This is a genomic window from Stutzerimonas stutzeri RCH2 (assembly GCF_000327065.1).
Taxonomy (GTDB): Bacteria; Pseudomonadota; Gammaproteobacteria; order Pseudomonadales; family Pseudomonadaceae; genus Stutzerimonas; species Stutzerimonas stutzeri_AE.
In genome coordinates this window covers 3,555,710-3,570,591 of the sequence record NC_019936.1, presented here as the reverse complement: position 1 = coordinate 3,570,591, position 14,882 = coordinate 3,555,710, and the positions used below count along the sequence as shown (strand labels likewise).

Below are 14,882 nucleotides of genomic sequence, written 5' to 3'. Positions count from 1 at the left end.
CGGCCGGACGCTGCTGTCCTATAGTGAACCCAGACTTCGTGGAGTGATTTCGATGAGTGATAACCCGAGTGAGCGCCGACGTTTCCAGCGCATCGAGTTCGACGCAGCCACCGAGCTGGTGCAGGGCGATCGCCGCTGGCCGGTGGAGCTGCATGACCTGTCGCTGAAAGGCCTGCTGGTTCGCCGGCCGGAGGGCTGGAATGCCGATGCGGGGCAGCCGTTCGAAGCGCGCGTGCGGCTGTCCGACGATGCCGAGGTGCGCATGGAGGTGGCCATGACCCACGAAGAGGGCGATCTGATCGGTTTCGTTTGCCAGCATATCGACCTTGACTCGATCGCCCACCTGCGGCGCCTGGTCGAACTCAACCTCGGCGACGAGGCACTGCTGGAGCGCGAGCTGGCCGCACTGGGCGGTGAGTAGCGATCACTCGAACAGCGCGTCGAGCGCCTGCTCCAGGCGCGTCACCGCAATGATCTGCAGTCCGGCAGGGGCTTCCTTCGGCGCATTGCCCTTGGGCACGATGGCACGCTTGAAGCCATGCTTGGCGGCCTCCTTCAGACGCTCCTGACCACTCGGCACCGGGCGGATCTCGCCCGACAAGCCCACTTCGCCGAACACCAGCAGATCTGTATCCAGCGGGCGATTGCGCAGGCTGGAGATCACCGCCGCCATCAGCGCCAGATCTGCCGCGGTTTCCAGCACCTTAACGCCACCGACCACGTTGATGAACACGTCCTGATCGTAGGTCGGAATGCTGCCGTGCCGGTGCAGCACCGCCAGCAGCATGGCCAGGCGGTTCTGGTCCAGCCCTAGAGTGACGCGGCGCGGATTGGCCAGGTGGCTGGTGTCGACCAGGGCCTGCACCTCCACCAGCATCGGCCGGGTGCCTTCCCAGGTCGCCATGACCACGCTGCCCGGCACCGCTTCCTGGGCACGGGTGAGGAAGATCGCCGACGGGTTGGTGACTTCCTTGAGGCCCTTGTCCGTCATGCCGAACACGCCCAGTTCATTGATCGCACCGAAGCGGTTCTTCACCGCGCGCAGCAGGCGCAGGCGACCATCGGACTCGCCCTCGAAGTAGAGCACCGTATCGACCATGTGCTCGAGCACGCGCGGGCCGGCGAGGGCGCCTTCCTTGGTGACGTGGCCGACGAGGAAGATCGCCGTGCCGCTCTGCTTGGCGAAGCGAACCAGCAGCGCGGCGCTCTCACGAACCTGGGCGACACCGCCCGGCGCGGATTGCAGCTGTTCGGTGAAGATGGTCTGGATCGAGTCGATCACCATCACCTTGGGCTTCTCCAGCCGCGCGGTGGCGATGATCGATTCGATGCAGGTTTCGGTCATCACCTTGAGCTTGTCTTGCGGCAGATCGAGGCGGCGGGCGCGCATCGCCACCTGTTGCTGGGATTCCTCGCCGGTCACGTAGAGCGCCGGGTAATGCTGGGCGATGGCGCAGAGCGTTTGCAGCAGGATGGTCGACTTGCCGATGCCCGGGTCGCCACCGATCAGCACGACCGAGCCGTCCACCAGGCCGCCGCCGAGCACGCGGTCCAGCTCGCCAGATGCTGTGGAGAAGCGCGGTACTTCCTCCACGCTGACTTCGGCCAAGGTCCGGATGTTGGCCTGCTCGCCCGCCCAGCCAGCGCGACCGGAGGGTGGCGCAGCACCTTCGATGACGGTTTCCACCAGGGTATTCCAGGCACCGCAATCGCCGCACTGGCCGGCCCATTTCGGAAAGGTCGAGCCGCATTCGGTGCAGCCATACATGCGCTTGGCCTTGGCCATGGAAAACTCCGGGTATGGTAGGGGGTGTCGCATGATAACGACTGACTTGATCGCCATCAGCCACAAACGGCGGGGCAGCGGCCAGACTGTAAACAAATCGAACAGGAGTGAGCGCCATGCGACATCTGTTGTTTCTGCATCTGCTGGGCGCCAGTGTCTGGGTAGGCGGGCACCTGGTCCTGCTGTTCAGTGTGCTGCCGGGTGCCCTGCGCCGCCGCGATGTGCAGCCGGTACGCCAGTTCGAACAACTCTACGAGCGCGTCGGGATTCCTGCGCTGCTGGTGCAGATCGTCAGTGGGCTCTGGCTGGCCAGTCTCTGGCTGCCCCATGGGCAATGGTTCGACTCTTCACCGATCGCGCACCTGGTGCAGGCCAAGCTGGTGCTGCTCGGATTCACCGCGCTGCTCGGTGCGCACGCGCGACTGGCATTGATTCCAAAGCTGGATGCGCAGCGGCTGCCGCAACTGGGACTGCATATCGTGCTGATCACCCTGACGGCGGTTGCCTTCGTCTGGGTCGGCTCGGGGTTCCGCTTCGGGGGCTTGTTCTAGCGGGCCAGACAGCAAGAAGCCCGCACATGGCGGGCTTCTTCTTCACTGGTCGGCGCCGTCAGCCGCAGCAACCGCCGCAGCAGCTGCCCGATGCCCGCTTGAGGTCGCGAGCGATGTCGTCCTTCATGGTCACGCGTTCCTGCTTGAGGGCATTGAGCGCAGCGTCATCGAGGGTTTCGACGCCGTCTTCGACGCGGCAGATGCGCTTGTCGAGCGCTTCGTATTCTTCAGCCTTGCGGGCAAAGACCGGATCTTCCTGACGCAGCTTTTGCAATTGCTCGCGTTTCTCAGGGAAGTCCTTGATCAGGGGGTGATGTTCGACGTGCATGGAAACCGCTCCGGTTTGTCAGGAAGGCCTCTACCTTATTCGCCATCCCGGCAGAACCGGTTGACGGCGATCAAGCGAACCTCATTCGCAACAACCGGTCGATGAAAGGTGTTCTGCCATGGCCTGCGCCGGCAAGCCCGCCTATGCTCTATCACGGCGTTCAATGCCATGACCGTGGGGCCGTGGCAGGCGGCCCCGTCATCCACTAAAGGAAAGTCTGCATATGAGTCTGATCAGCGAATTCAAGGCGTTTGCCGTCCGCGGTAACGTGGTCGACATGGCCGTGGGGATCGTCATCGGTGCCGCGTTTGGCAAGATCGTCTCATCGTTCGTCGACGGTGTGATCATGCCGCCGCTGGGGCTGCTTATCGGGGGTGTGGATTTCTCCGACCTGGCGATCGTACTCAAGGAGGCGGCAGGGGATGCGCCAGCCGTGCTGCTGCGCTACGGCTCGTTCATACAGACGGTGGTGGACTTCCTGATCATCGCCTTTGCCATCTTCATGGCGATCAAGGCGATCAATCACCTCAAGCGCAAGGAGGCTGAAGCACCATCCGCGCCACCTGCGCCGTCCAAGGAAGAACTGTTGCTGACCGAGATTCGGGACTTGCTGAGGGAGCAGAAGAGTAACTGAGCAGGCGTCTACTGAGCGTTATGGGGAAGTTACCCGGCGGCTGGCGCCGGGTAACAGGTACGATCACTCAGGCTTCGGAGTGGTCGCTGTGCTGGCAGGGAGGATCGGGTAGGCCACTTGCGGCTGTTCGCCGGTCACGCTGTGCAGGAAGGCGGTAATGGCGCTGACTTCATCCTTGTTGAGCTGACGGCCCAGCTGGCTGTCGCCCATGATCGCGACCGCCTGTTCGAGCTCCCAGACCTCACCGCTGTGGAAATAGGGCGGAGTCAGCGCGACGTTACGCAACGGCGCGGCGCGGAAGACATACTCGTCGCTCGCCGTGTTGGTCACCGTGAAACGCCCCTTGTCACCTGTTGGCAACACTTCAGCACCCGGCTTCTTGACCACGCCGAAGGGGAAGTAGCCCTGACCACCGAGGTTTACACCGTTGTGGCAGGAAGAGCAGCCGGCATCCATGAACAGGGCCAGTCCCTGTTTCTGCTTGTCGTCGAGCGCCTTGTCCTCGCCCTTGAGGAAGCGGTCGAACGGTGAGTTAGGTGTCGTCAGGCTGACTTCGAAGGCTTCCAGTGCATAAGCCATGTTGTCGAAACTGACCGGCTCCTTGTCCTTGGGGAACGCTTTCTTGAACTCGGCGGCGTACTCCGGAATGCTCTTGAGCGTGGCGACGACGCGCTCGGGCGTGCTGTTCATTTCCACGCTGGCCTGCACCGGGCCTTTGGCCTGTTCCTGCAGATCCTTGGCGCGGCCGTCCCAGAACTGTGCGGCGTTGAATACCGCGTTCAGCACGGTGGGCGAGTTGCGCGGACCCTTCTGCCAACCATGCCCGATCGAGGTTGGCACATTGTCGCTGCCGCCGATGCTCAGGTTATGGCAGGTGTTGCAGCTGATCACATGGCTGCTGGACAGGCGCGGGTCGAACCAGAGCTTGTGGCCGAGCATTGCCTGATCTTCGCTGACGGCATGGCCGCGGACTTCGGTGACCTTGTCCGGAATCGGCTTGAAAATGGCGTTGGCGCGCTCACGCAGCTCGTCGGCGCTTGCTGTGCCAGTAAATAGTAGGCTGCTAAGCAATAGGGGAAGAGACGGGCGCATCTATGTAGCTCCTTTTGGTGTTGACTGGCTCTAGGAGGCGCTTTTACGTCAAGCGACCGTTTGATCCACATCAAAAAGCCCCGGCAGCCAGGGTGCGGTCAAATGTATCCACTTGTGTCCTGGGCCTGAGTCGAGTGCCGATGCCGGAACATGCGGCGGTAGGCATTCTCCTGCGCAAGCCGGGCAGCGGCGCGGCGTCAGCCTTGCGATGCAACCGAGGCAACGCCAGAATGGCGGCATCAATCGTGGCCGCGCGTGCCACTCCAGCAAGGATTCCCGATGCCTCAAACTGTCGCTGCCGGCTTGCGCCTGGCACCCGATGCGCTGACCCGTCCCTTCGAGCCCAGCCAATTCAATTTCAATACCACTGCCGAGCTCGAGCCGTTTCTCGGTGTGCTCGGTCAGGAACGTGCAGTCGAGGCGTTGCAGTTCGGCGTCGCCATGCCGCGTCCGGGTTACAACGTGTATGTCATGGGCGAGCCGGGCACCGGTCGGTTTTCCTTCGTACGGCGTTATCTGAAGGCCGAGGGCAAGCGACTGGATACGCCTTCCGACTGGGTTTACGTGAACAACTTCGACGAGCCCCGCGAGCCGCGCGTACTCGAGTTGCCCAACGGCGGAGCGGGTGCGTTCATTGCCGACATCAATCAGCTGATCGACAACCTGCTGGCGACCTTTCCGGCGGTGTTCGAGCATCCGAGTTTCCAGCAGAAGAAGAGCGCCATCGATCGCGGCTTCAACCAGCGCTACGACAAGGCGCTGGATGTGATCGAAAAGCTCGCGCTGGAAAAGGAAATCGCGCTCTATCGCGACAGCACCAACATCGCGTTCACCCCCATGAAGGAAGGCAAGGCGCTGGACGAAACCGAGTTCGCCCAATTGCCCGAAGCCGAACGCGAGCGTTATCACGAGGATATTTCCGCGCTGGAAGTGCGCCTGAACGAAGAGCTGGCCAGCCTGCCGCAATGGAAGCGCGAGTCGACCAACCAGCTGCGCCAGCTGAACGACGAGACCATCAGTCAGGCATTGCAGCCGCTGCTGGCACCGCTGTCGGAAAAATATGCCGAGAACGCCGGTATCGAGGCCTATCTGCAGGCGGTGCAGGTCAATCTGCTGAAGACCGTGGTCGAGCAGCTGGTGGACGAGAACCGCCCGGAAGCGCAGAACCGCGTATTGCTGGAAGAACAGTACAGCCCGAGCCTGGTGGTCGGTCATCCGGTGGATGGCGGTGCGCCGGTGGTGTTCGAGCCGCATCCGACCTACGACAACCTGTTCGGCCGCATCGAGTACAACACCGATCAGGGCGCGCTCTATACCAGCTATCGGCAATTGCGCCCCGGTGCGTTGCATCGTGCCAATGGCGGCTTCCTGATGCTGGAAGCGGAAAAGCTGCTCAGCGAGCCCTTCGTCTGGGAAGCGCTCAAGCGCGCCCTGCAATCGCGCAAGCTGAAGATGGAGTCGCCGCTGGCCGAACTCGGCCGCCTGGCTACCGTGACGCTGACGCCGCAGGTCATTCCGCTGCACGTGAAGGTCATCATCATCGGCTCGCGCCAGCTCTATTACACGCTGCAGGACCTGGATCCGGACTTCCAGGAGATGTTCCGCGTGCTGGTCGATTTCGACGAGGACATCCCGCTGGCCGAGGATAGCCTCGAACAGTTCGCCCAACTGATGAAGACCCGCACTTCCGAAGAGGGCATGGCGCCGCTTACCGCCGCTGCCGTTGCGCGTCTGGCGACCTATAGCGCGCGCCTGGCTGAACACCAGGGGCGCCTGTCGGCACGCATCGGCGATCTGTTCCAGCTGGTCAGTGAGGCTGATTTCATTCGCCAGCTGGCCAAGGACGAGGTCACCGACGCCGGTCATATCGAGCGTGCACTGAAGGCCAAGGCCACGCGCACCGGTCGTGTCTCGGCACGGATTCTCGAGGACATCCTGGCCGGGGTGATCCTGATCGATAGCGAAGGCGCGGCGATCGGCAAGTGCAACGGGCTGACGGTGCTGGAAGTCGGTGACTCGGCATTCGGTATGCCGGCGCGAATTTCCGCGACTGTTTATCCCGGCGGTTCGGGGATCGTCGACATCGAACGTGAGGTCAACCTTGGCCAGCCGATCCACTCCAAGGGGGTGATGATTCTTACCGGCTACCTCGGCAGCCGCTACGCCCAGGAGTTTCCGCTGGAGATCTCGGCAAGCATCGCGCTGGAGCAGTCCTACGGCTATGTCGATGGCGACAGTGCCTCGCTCGGCGAATGCTGCGCGCTGATCTCGGCTCTGTCGCGCACGCCGCTCAAACAGTGCTTCGCCATCACCGGTTCGATCAACCAGTTCGGCGAAGTGCAGGCGGTCGGCGGGGTCAACGAGAAGATCGAAGGATTCTTCCGCCTCTGCGAGGCCCGCGGATTGACCGGCGAGCAAGGCGTCATCATCCCGTTCGCCAACGTCACCACGCTGATGCTCGACGAGCGCGTGCTCGAAGCGGTGCGCCAGCAGCGATTCCACGTCTATGCTGTAAAACAGGTGGACGAGGCGCTGTCACTGCTGGTGGGTGAAGATGTCGGCGCTGCCAACGACCAGGGGCATTTCCCCAAGGGCAGTGTCAACGCCCGGGTGGTCGAGCGGTTGCGCGACATCGCCGAAATCGAGCTGGAAGAAGAAGCGAAGAACGAGTCAGGAGCGTCATTGGAGCAAGCGCCGTCCGCCCCCGAAGGGGCTAGCTGAGCTCGCCATTGCACGGTTTTTGAACGGAACGATAGCGCGCGCGGCAGGTCTGCAGTGGAGGAGGGCATCCACCCTCCATCCACAGGATTATCCACAGCTTCAGGGGATAACTGGCTTGCGCGCTACATCCACGCAGGATGTCTCGCGTCAGCCCGACGCGAGGACTGCCGTCATGCCGCACAAGCTTTGTCTGAATCGCCAGTGCCTCGGCCTGGTTACCCGAATCGAATGCGTCATACGCCCGCTTGCCGGTGGTAATGGATTGTGGACGCTGCTCTGTGCAGCCGGTCTGGCGGATGGGCAACCCACCGCGATCAAGGTCCAGGGCCCATTCCACGGGCCTGCCATGGCTGAATCGGTGCTCGCCGCCATCGCGGACAACCTGATGGGGCAGGGTTACTGCGAGTCGGATGATCCATCCATCTGGCAGCTGCACATGCAGGCCGAGTTGCGCCGGGTGAATGCCAATCAGGCTCGCTTCCTGGCGGGGTGGGAATCGCGCCCCTGAGCATCGGGTTACACCGGCCGCCGCATGGGCTGGCGCGGTTTGCCGTTGCTGATGAAAGTCTTATCCACAAGCGGGTGGCGCGCCTTTGGCCTGCCTTGGTGCGCCCGGCTGGGCTGCGTATACTCGCGCCTTTGTCATTTTCCGCTGTGAGATCCTCATGGAGCGCATCCTCGAAAATGCCATGTACGCCGCTCGCTGGCTGCTGGCTCCCATCTACTTCGGTCTGGCATTCGCCCTGCTGGCACTTGCGATCAAGTTCTTCCAGGAAATCTTCCATATCCTGCCGATGATCCTGTCGATCAGCGAAGCGGATCTGGTGCTGACACTGCTGTCGTTGATCGACATGGCGCTGGTCGGCGGGCTGCTGGTGATGGTGATGATTTCCGGCTACGAGAATTTCGTTTCACAGCTGGATGTCGCCGAGGGCAAGGAAAAACTCGACTGGCTCGGCAAGATGGATTCCAGCTCACTGAAGCTGAAGGTCGCAGCCTCAATCGTGGCGATTTCCTCCATCCATCTGCTACGCATGTTCATGGACGTGCAGCAGATCGATAGCGACAAACTTATGTGGTACGTGATCATCCACCTGACATTCGTAGTTTCCGCGTTTGCCATGGGCTACATGGACAAGATCACCAAGCACTGATTGCAGCGCATTGCCCGCCGGCTCAGAAGCCGGCGATTATCTCGTGGCAGGGACAAAAATCCTGTACAGAATATTTTATTTGTTCAATATTCTGTAGCGGTTTTCACGGGAGCCTTGCCATGTATCTTCACGACCTTGCGACTCATGCCGCCGCTGGACGTATCGACGCCCTCGAGCTGATTTCGCTCGAAGGCGGCATCTATCTTCTCGACATTTACCTGCAGGGCCAGCGCCATAGCCTGATCGACGAGCGTGGCGCGGTCTGGCATCTGCGCTCGGTGGAGCATGCCCGCGACCTGCTGCGGGAGTTGCCTGAGCTGCCTTTCCATCTGGTGCAGCAATCGCCCTACGATGAAATGTGCGGTCTGGCCGAGGGCGCTCGCGAGCCGCTGCGTGTGCCGATTGGCATGCGCTCGCACTGGTGACGCCGCTTCGCTGCTGCGTTCCGTTCGGCTGGCGTGAAGAGGGCGACCGATGAGCATCGCTGCCCTGCGGTTGGTGCTTGGCGATCAGCTTAGCTTTGATCTGTCGGCCCTGGAGGGGTTGGATCTGGCTCGTGATCGGGTCCTGCTTGCCGAAGTGGCCGATGAGGTCAGCCATGTGCCGCACCATCCGCAGAAGATTGCTTTCATCTTCAGCGCGATGCGTCACTTCGCCGAGGCGCTGCGTCAGCGCGGGGTGTCGGTGGATTACGTGGCGCTTGATGATCCCGCCAATAGCGGTTCGCTGGCCGGTGAGCTGACCCGCTTCGCCAGGCTGCAGCGACCGCAATCGATTCATGTCACCGAGACCGGTGATTGGCGCGTCGAGCATGCGTTGAAAGGCTGCGGTCTGCCCATTACCTGGCACGAAGATCGACGCTTCATCTGTTCTCGCGGTGAGTTCGCACGCTGGGCACATGGCAAGCCGCAGTTGCGCATGGAGTTCTTTTATCGCGAGATGCGTCGAAAGACCGGCCTGCTACTGCAGCCGGATGGAGCGCCTGAGGGGGGGGTGTGGAATCTCGATGCGGACAACCGCAAGCCGTTGCCACGCGGGTTGCATGGCCCGATCGTGCTGCGCTTCGCCGCTGACAGCATTACCCGTGATGTTCTGGCGTTGGTTCAGGCTCGCTTCGCGCATCATTACGGTCGCCTCGACGGCTTCGATTACCCGGTCACCCACGCGGAGGCGGAGCAACTCTGGTTGCATTTCCTCGATTTCGGCCTGGCGGCGTTCGGTGATTACCAGGACGCCATGGCCAGCGGCGAGCCCTTTTTGTTTCATGCGCGCATCGGTGCGGCGCTCAATGTTGGCCTGCTTGACCTGCGGCGGCTGTGCGATGACGTCGAAGCGGCCTACCGGCAGGGGCGCATCGCGCTGAACGCGGCTGAGGGCTTCATTCGTCAGCTGATCGGTTGGCGGGAGTATGTGCGCGGCATCTACTGGTTACGGATGCCGGATTACGCAAAGCGCAACGCTTTCGGGAATACCAGGCCGCTGCCCGAGTTCTACTGGAGCGGGCAAACCCGGATGAACTGCATGCGTCAGGTGATCGGGCAGACGCTGGATCATGCCTACGCGCACCATATCCAGCGGCTGATGGTGACCGGTAATTTCGCATTACTTGCAGGCATCGCACCGCCCGCGCTGTGCGACTGGTATCTGGCGGTGTACATGGACGCGTTCGACTGGGTGGAGCTGCCCAATGTGCTGGGCATGGTGCTGCATGCCGATGGCGGCTATCTCGGTTCCAAGCCCTATTGTGCGAGCGGGCAGTACATCAGGCGGATGTCCGACTACTGCCAGGATTGTCCATACAAGGTGAGTGAAAGCACCACCGATGACGCCTGTCCGTTCAATGCGTTGTACTGGCACTTTCTCATGCGCCATCGTGAGCTCCTGCGGGTCAATCCGCGGATGACAATGGTCTATCGCAACCTAGCGCGCATGGCAGAGAGCAAGCAGCGCGCGTTGTGGCAGCGCGGCGAGATCCTGCTGGCGCGACTGGATGCCGGTGATGCGCTGTGAAGAAGAAGGGTGAGCTGCCGCTCAAGTACTGTGTTGTGTGCGGCTTGCCGTTTGCCTGGCGAAAGAAGTGGGCGCGCTGCTGGAATGAGGTGCGGTATTGCTCCGAGCGCTGTCGGCGTAGTCGGAAGGGATAGGCGCTCGAGTCGCGGTTGCTATCGGTTGTTTTGGATTTGCAGGCCGCTGCGTCCGCCCGGCTGAGCTGTGCTAGGCTGGCCGACCTTTTTTTCATCTCGGAGCCCGGCATGACCGACCTCAACCTGTCCACTGACGAAACCCGCGTGAGCTATGGCATCGGCCGCCAGCTGGGCGACCAGCTGCGTGACAATCCCCCGCCGGGCGTCAGCCTCGATGCAGTCATCGCCGGCATCCGTGATGCCTTCGCCGGCATCGCCAGCCAGGTCAGCCCGGAAGCGTTGAATGCCAGCTTCGCGGTGATCCGCGAGCGCATGCAGGCCGAGGCGCAGCAGAAAGCCGAAGCGGCCGCAGCAGAAGGTCGTGCCTTCCTTGTCGAGAATGCCAAGCGTGAAGGTGTGGTCGTGCTGGAGTCGGGTCTGCAATACGAAGTGCTGACGACTGGAGAGGGCGCCAAACCGTCCCGCGAGGACAGCGTACGTACCCACTACCATGGCACGCTGATCGACGGCAGCGTCTTTGACAGTTCCTATCAGCGTGGCCAGCCTGCCGAGTTCCCGGTTGGCGGTGTGATCGCCGGTTGGACCGAAGCGTTGCAGCTGATGAATGCCGGCAGCAAGTGGCGCCTGTACGTTCCTAGCGAGCTGGCCTATGGCGCTCAGGGCGTCGGCAGCATCCCGCCGCACAGCACGTTGGTGTTTGATGTCGAGCTGCTGGACGTTCTCTGACGGCGGCTGCTTCGACAGGCTGCGCAGCGCCCGATAAATAGCTGGCGCTTGGTTTTGCGCAGTAGCCGGTAGCTCGGCGCGCGCTGCAATCTGAGCTAAGGCCGCAGCGCGCGGGCATAGCTGAAAAGGAACAGGTTGCGTGCCTGTTCCTTCAGCACGCCAGGCTCGTTCGTACTCAGCTCCTGAAGATCGAGATCGCCCTGTTCTCGTAATTCATCCAGCGCTTCCCCGTCGAGCGAGATGCATACCGCGCCGGTGTTACGGTCGAGTATGCGCAGATACGGTTGCGGGCGATCCAGCCAGGCATCTATCAGATAAATCATTCGGCACCTCCAATTTATTCTGTTAATGAGAATAATTGTTATTTGCTAATATGCAAGCGCAAATATTCCCGCCGCGCGGGCAGGAGCTGAGGCTTAGAACTGGGTTTGACTGCTGCGCTCTGGGCGCAGCGTCGGTACTGCCGGGTGGGTTGTCAGTGCGTGCGCGCCACGGCGAAGCGGCAAAGCTCGACCAGGGCATCGCGATACTGATTGGCTGGGATCACTTCGAGGCAGGCAATAGCGCGCTCGGCATAGTCGCGGGCAAGCTTGGCGGTGTAGTCCAGTGCGCCTGCCGCCTCGACAGCGGTCCGGATGCTTTCCAGGTCCTCGAGGCCACCTTTCTGAATGGCCTTGCGGACCAGAGCGGCCTGTTCTGTGGTGCCTTCGCGCATGGTGTAGATCAGCGGAAGGGTGGGTTTGCCTTCGGCCAGGTCATCGCCAACATTCTTGCCGAGGGTTTCAGCGTCGCCCTGGTAGTCGAGCAGGTCGTCAACCAGCTGGAACGCGATGCCGAGGTGATCACCGAAGGTGCGCAGCGCTTCACGCTGTTCCTCGCTGGCGCCGGCCAGGGTGGCGGCGCTGTGGGTCGAGGCTTCGAAGAGCATCGCGGTCTTGCCGCGGATGACCTCCATGTAGATTTCTTCGGTGGTGCTGGCGTCTCGGACCTTGGACAGCTGCAGTACTTCGCCTTCGGCAATGACGCGGGTTGCCTGGGAGATGATGCGCATCACCGGCATGGAATCCAGTTCCACCATCATTTCGAACGAACGTGCATATAGAAAGTCGCCAACCAGTACGCTTGGCGCATTGCCCCACAGGGCGTTGGCGGTGGAGCGGCCGCGGCGCATGCCGGACATGTCGACGACGTCGTCATGGAGCAGCGTGGAGGTATGCAGGAACTCGATGATGGCAGCCAGCAAGCGTAATTGATCGCCCTGATGCCCGAGTGCACTGCCGCTGAGCAGTACCAGCAGGGGGCGCAGGCGCTTGCCGCCGGCCGAGGTGATGTAGTCCCCGATCTTTTCCACCAGAGGAACGCGCGAAGTCAGTTGCTTGCGGATGATGCCGTCGACAGCGGCAAAATCGTCCGCCACAACTTGATAGAAAGGCTGGGGTTGCATCGGGGACTCCTCGCAGATTGCGCGGCATGCTAGGGGGCGGGTCTGGCACTGTCAAGGCAACGCCAGTTGGCTATTGCGCAGGGTGTAGCGCATGCGTACAATCGCGGACCCTGAACTTCCCCCTGGGCATTTCCCTGCCTTACGCAATTGCACGGGCGTCACCTTCCGGCCCCATGCAGCCATGCCAGCCACCAACCATTATTTCAAAGCGCTGGGTGAGCAGGATCAACGGAGATACACAGATGTACGCAGTTATCGTAACCGGCGGCAAGCAATACAAAGTTGCCGAAGGCGAATACCTCAAGATTGAAAAACTCGAAGTTGCTACTGGCGAAGCTGTCACTTTTGACCGCGTTCTGCTGATCGGCAACGGCGATGATGTAAAGATCGGCGCTCCGGTGGTCGATGGTGCCAAGGTTACCGCTGAAGTGATTGCCCAGGGCCGTCACGACAAGGTCACCATCATCAAGTTCCGCCGTCGTAAGCACCACATGAAGCGTCAGGGCCACCGTCAGTGGTTCACTGAGGTCAAAATCACCGGTATTCAGGGCTAATCGGGCCTGAATCCCCTTATAGGAGTATTGAACTCATGGCACACAAAAAAGCTGGCGGTTCTACCCGCAACGGTCGCGACTCAGAAGCCAAGCGCCTTGGCGTGAAGATGTACGGCGGCCAGGCCATCAAGGCCGGTAACATCATCGTGCGTCAGCGCGGCACCCAGTTCCACCCCGGCTACGGCGTTGGCATGGGCAAGGATCACACCCTGTTCGCTAAAGTCGAAGGCGTGATCAAGTTCGAAGTGAAGGGCGCTTTTGGCCGTCGCTACGTGAGCGTCGTCGCAGCCTAACTGCGGCGTTGCTGGAAAAGCCCTGTCATGCGACGGGGCTTTTTTGTTTCTGTATCCTGTGAGGCTCTTGCAAAGAACTGCTCGGTGCTCAATCAGTTTTCGCTGGGTTTTTTGCAAGACCCTTACGTTTCTTGTTTCTTAAGCCCGTCCTGTGACGGGAGGCGTTCTCATGAAATTCGTCGATGAAGTATCGATTTTTGTAAAGGCCGGCGACGGCGGCAACGGCATGATGAGCTTCCGCAGAGAGAAGTTCATCGAGAAAGGCGGTCCCAATGGCGGCGACGGCGGTGACGGCGGCTCGGTGTATCTGGAGGCTGACGAAAACCTCAATACCCTGGTCGACTACCGCTATACCCGCCGTTTCAATGCTCAGAACGGGCAGAAGGGTGGTAGCACCGATTGCACTGGGGCCAAGGGCGAGGATCTGATTCTTCCGGTCCCGGTCGGCACTACAGTGATCGATGCCGCTACCCAGGAAATCATGGGCGACCTCACCAGGGCCGGGCAGCGTTTGCTGGTGGCTCAGGGTGGTTGGCATGGATTGGGTAATACCCGCTTCAAATCCAGTACCAACCGTGCGCCGCGGCAGACCACGCCGGGCAAGCCGGGTGATGCTCGCGACCTCAAGCTCGAGTTGAAGGTGTTGGCGGATGTCGGGCTGCTGGGCTTGCCGAACGCCGGTAAGAGCACCTTCATTCGCTCGGTGTCGGCGGCCAAGCCTAAGGTCGCCGATTATCCGTTCACCACGCTGGTGCCGAATCTGGGTGTTGTCAGCGTCGGGCGCTACAAGAGCTTCGTGATTGCCGATATCCCTGGGCTCATTGAAGGCGCTGCCGAGGGTGCGGGGCTGGGGATTCGCTTCCTCAAGCACTTGGCGCGTACTCGCCTTTTGCTGCATCTGGTGGACATGGCGCCGCTGGACGGTAGCGATCCGGCCGATGCGGCGGAGGTTATCCTGCATGAGCTGGAGAAGTTCAGTCCGGCCCTGACCCAGCGTGATCGCTGGCTGGTGCTGAACAAGGCCGATCAGTTGCTGGAAGACGAGCGCGAGCAGCGGGTCCGGCAGGTGGTCGAGCGGTTGGATTGGAAGGGTCCCGTATTTGTCATCTCCGCGCTGGAGAGCGAGGGTACCGAAGCGCTGAGCCAGGCCATCATGCGTTATCTGGATGAGCGCACTGTGCGCATCGCCGAAGAGCCTGATTACGCTGAGGCCCTGGCCGAGCTCGATCGCCAGATCGAAGATGAAGCGCGCGCGCGGCTGCAGGAGCTGGATGATCAGCGCGCGTTGCGTCGCGCTGGTGTCAAGGCGGTTGACGAGGTCGAGGATGATGACTTCGACGACGATGATGATGACGAAGGCGGTGCCGAGATCATCTACGTGCGCTAAGTCGAACCCCGGGCCGCTGCGCGGCCTGGTAGGCGAGTGGTCGGAGGGCTGGCTCGTGCGCAGTCCGA

General features: G+C 61.5%; 18 protein-coding genes. 13 read left to right on the top strand and 5 right to left on the bottom strand.

The genetic code is table 11. The features are described from left to right. Positions 1–52: 52 nt before the first annotated feature. Positions 53–421: a PilZ domain-containing protein gene (locus PSEST_RS16530; RefSeq protein ID WP_015278118.1), complete on the top strand. Its 369-nt coding sequence runs from the start codon at positions 53–55 to the stop codon at positions 419–421. A 3-nt stretch (positions 422–424) separates the two neighbouring features. On the opposite strand, the gene radA is transcribed toward PSEST_RS16530, so the two are convergent. After that, positions 425–1,786 (bottom strand): DNA repair protein RadA, encoded by a 1,362-nt coding sequence (radA, locus tag PSEST_RS16525; protein ID WP_015278117.1) that lies wholly within the window; start codon positions 1,784–1,786, stop codon positions 425–427. Positions 1,787–1,902: 116 nt separating this feature from the next. Here radA and PSEST_RS16520 point away from each other — a divergent pair, with 116 nt between their 5' ends. After that, the gene (locus tag PSEST_RS16520; RefSeq protein WP_015278116.1) at positions 1,903–2,337 is read left to right on the top strand and encodes a CopD family protein; all 435 of its coding nucleotides are present in this window, start codon (positions 1,903–1,905) and stop codon (positions 2,335–2,337) included. Positions 2,338–2,395: 58 nt separating this feature from the next. On the opposite strand, the gene PSEST_RS16515 is transcribed toward PSEST_RS16520, so the two are convergent. Continuing rightward, positions 2,396–2,665 (bottom strand): YdcH family protein, encoded by a 270-nt coding sequence (locus PSEST_RS16515; RefSeq protein ID WP_015278115.1) that lies wholly within the window; start codon positions 2,663–2,665, stop codon positions 2,396–2,398. Positions 2,666–2,888: 223 nt separating this feature from the next. Here PSEST_RS16515 and mscL point away from each other — a divergent pair, with 223 nt between their 5' ends. Further along, positions 2,889–3,299: a large-conductance mechanosensitive channel protein MscL gene (gene mscL, locus PSEST_RS16510; RefSeq protein ID WP_015278114.1), complete on the top strand. Its 411-nt coding sequence runs from the start codon at positions 2,889–2,891 to the stop codon at positions 3,297–3,299. Between the two features lie 63 nt (positions 3,300–3,362). On the opposite strand, the gene PSEST_RS16505 is transcribed toward mscL, so the two are convergent. Then, positions 3,363–4,391, bottom strand: coding sequence for a cytochrome-c peroxidase (locus tag PSEST_RS16505; protein ID WP_015278113.1), 1,029 nt, complete (start codon positions 4,389–4,391; stop codon positions 3,363–3,365). Between the two features lie 279 nt (positions 4,392–4,670). Here PSEST_RS16505 and PSEST_RS16500 point away from each other — a divergent pair, with 279 nt between their 5' ends. From PSEST_RS16500 to PSEST_RS16475, 7 genes are all read left to right on the top strand, one after another. Further along, positions 4,671–7,112 carry a Lon protease family protein gene (locus PSEST_RS16500; protein WP_015278112.1) on the top strand — a complete coding sequence of 814 codons (2,442 nt, stop codon included), beginning with the start codon at positions 4,671–4,673 and terminating at the stop codon, positions 7,110–7,112. Positions 7,113–7,284: 172 nt separating this feature from the next. Further along, positions 7,285–7,620 (top strand): hypothetical protein, encoded by a 336-nt coding sequence (locus tag PSEST_RS16495; RefSeq protein ID WP_015278111.1) that lies wholly within the window; start codon positions 7,285–7,287, stop codon positions 7,618–7,620. Between the two features lie 157 nt (positions 7,621–7,777). Continuing rightward, complete coding sequence (locus PSEST_RS16490) at positions 7,778–8,266, top strand: TIGR00645 family protein (RefSeq protein ID WP_015278110.1); 489 nt, start codon at positions 7,778–7,780, stop codon at positions 8,264–8,266. A gap of 119 nt (positions 8,267–8,385) precedes the next feature. Next, positions 8,386–8,691 carry a DUF6482 family protein gene (locus PSEST_RS16485; RefSeq protein WP_015278109.1) on the top strand — a complete coding sequence of 102 codons (306 nt, stop codon included), beginning with the start codon at positions 8,386–8,388 and terminating at the stop codon, positions 8,689–8,691. 49 nt (positions 8,692–8,740) lie between these two features. Further along, positions 8,741–10,276 (top strand): cryptochrome/photolyase family protein, encoded by a 1,536-nt coding sequence (locus PSEST_RS16480; protein WP_015278108.1) that lies wholly within the window; start codon positions 8,741–8,743, stop codon positions 10,274–10,276. Next, complete coding sequence (locus tag PSEST_RS21885) at positions 10,273–10,410, top strand: DUF2256 domain-containing protein (protein WP_015278107.1); 138 nt, start codon at positions 10,273–10,275, stop codon at positions 10,408–10,410. Before PSEST_RS16480 ends, PSEST_RS21885 begins: the two co-directional genes overlap by 4 nt. Before the next feature lie 108 nt (positions 10,411–10,518). Further along, a complete protein-coding gene (locus PSEST_RS16475) occupies positions 10,519–11,136 on the top strand; it encodes an FKBP-type peptidyl-prolyl cis-trans isomerase (RefSeq protein ID WP_015278106.1) in 618 nt (205 codons plus the stop codon). A gap of 95 nt (positions 11,137–11,231) precedes the next feature. On the opposite strand, the gene PSEST_RS16470 is transcribed toward PSEST_RS16475, so the two are convergent. Then, positions 11,232–11,459, bottom strand: a complete 228-nt coding sequence (locus PSEST_RS16470) for a hypothetical protein (protein WP_015278105.1) — start codon at positions 11,457–11,459, stop codon at positions 11,232–11,234. 152 nt (positions 11,460–11,611) lie between these two features. Beyond that, a complete protein-coding gene (locus PSEST_RS16465; RefSeq protein WP_015278104.1) occupies positions 11,612–12,580 on the bottom strand; it encodes a polyprenyl synthetase family protein in 969 nt (322 codons plus the stop codon). 242 nt (positions 12,581–12,822) lie between these two features. Between PSEST_RS16465 and rplU the strand changes: the two genes are divergently transcribed. The 3 genes from rplU to cgtA all read left to right on the top strand — a co-directional run bounded on the left by rplU (position 12,823) and on the right by cgtA (position 14,814). Further along, a complete protein-coding gene (gene rplU / locus PSEST_RS16460) occupies positions 12,823–13,134 on the top strand; it encodes a 50S ribosomal protein L21 (RefSeq protein WP_003302133.1) in 312 nt (103 codons plus the stop codon). Between the two features lie 35 nt (positions 13,135–13,169). Further along, the gene (gene rpmA / locus PSEST_RS16455; RefSeq protein ID WP_015278103.1) at positions 13,170–13,427 is read left to right on the top strand and encodes a 50S ribosomal protein L27; all 258 of its coding nucleotides are present in this window, start codon (positions 13,170–13,172) and stop codon (positions 13,425–13,427) included. Between the two features lie 169 nt (positions 13,428–13,596). After that, a complete protein-coding gene (gene cgtA, locus PSEST_RS16450) occupies positions 13,597–14,814 on the top strand; it encodes an Obg family GTPase CgtA (RefSeq protein ID WP_015278102.1) in 1,218 nt (405 codons plus the stop codon). Positions 14,815–14,882 lie beyond the last annotated feature (68 nt).

Bases quoted from the DNA above. Each gene is read 5' to 3' on its own strand.
- rplU (WP_003302133.1), top strand. From the start codon at position 12,823: ATGTACGCAGTTATCGTAACCGGCGGCAAGCAATACAAAGTTGCCGAA.
- radA (WP_015278117.1), bottom strand. From the start codon at position 1,786: ATGGCCAAGGCCAAGCGCATGTATGGCTGCACCGAATGCGGCTCGACC.
- PSEST_RS16500 (WP_015278112.1), top strand. From the start codon at position 4,671: ATGCCTCAAACTGTCGCTGCCGGCTTGCGCCTGGCACCCGATGCGCTG.
- cgtA (WP_015278102.1), top strand. From the start codon at position 13,597: ATGAAATTCGTCGATGAAGTATCGATTTTTGTAAAGGCCGGCGACGGC.
- PSEST_RS16495 (WP_015278111.1), top strand. From the start codon at position 7,285: ATGCCGCACAAGCTTTGTCTGAATCGCCAGTGCCTCGGCCTGGTTACC.
- rpmA (WP_015278103.1), top strand. From the start codon at position 13,170: ATGGCACACAAAAAAGCTGGCGGTTCTACCCGCAACGGTCGCGACTCA.
- mscL (WP_015278114.1), top strand. From the start codon at position 2,889: ATGAGTCTGATCAGCGAATTCAAGGCGTTTGCCGTCCGCGGTAACGTG.
- PSEST_RS16520 (WP_015278116.1), top strand. From the start codon at position 1,903: ATGCGACATCTGTTGTTTCTGCATCTGCTGGGCGCCAGTGTCTGGGTA.
- PSEST_RS16485 (WP_015278109.1), top strand. From the start codon at position 8,386: ATGTATCTTCACGACCTTGCGACTCATGCCGCCGCTGGACGTATCGAC.
- PSEST_RS16490 (WP_015278110.1), top strand. From the start codon at position 7,778: ATGGAGCGCATCCTCGAAAATGCCATGTACGCCGCTCGCTGGCTGCTG.
- PSEST_RS16515 (WP_015278115.1), bottom strand. From the start codon at position 2,665: ATGCACGTCGAACATCACCCCCTGATCAAGGACTTCCCTGAGAAACGC.
- PSEST_RS16470 (WP_015278105.1), bottom strand. From the start codon at position 11,459: ATGATTTATCTGATAGATGCCTGGCTGGATCGCCCGCAACCGTATCTG.
- PSEST_RS16480 (WP_015278108.1), top strand. From the start codon at position 8,741: ATGAGCATCGCTGCCCTGCGGTTGGTGCTTGGCGATCAGCTTAGCTTT.
- PSEST_RS16465 (WP_015278104.1), bottom strand. From the start codon at position 12,580: ATGCAACCCCAGCCTTTCTATCAAGTTGTGGCGGACGATTTTGCCGCT.
- PSEST_RS16505 (WP_015278113.1), bottom strand. From the start codon at position 4,391: ATGCGCCCGTCTCTTCCCCTATTGCTTAGCAGCCTACTATTTACTGGC.
- PSEST_RS16475 (WP_015278106.1), top strand. From the start codon at position 10,519: ATGACCGACCTCAACCTGTCCACTGACGAAACCCGCGTGAGCTATGGC.
- PSEST_RS16530 (WP_015278118.1), top strand. From the start codon at position 53: ATGAGTGATAACCCGAGTGAGCGCCGACGTTTCCAGCGCATCGAGTTC.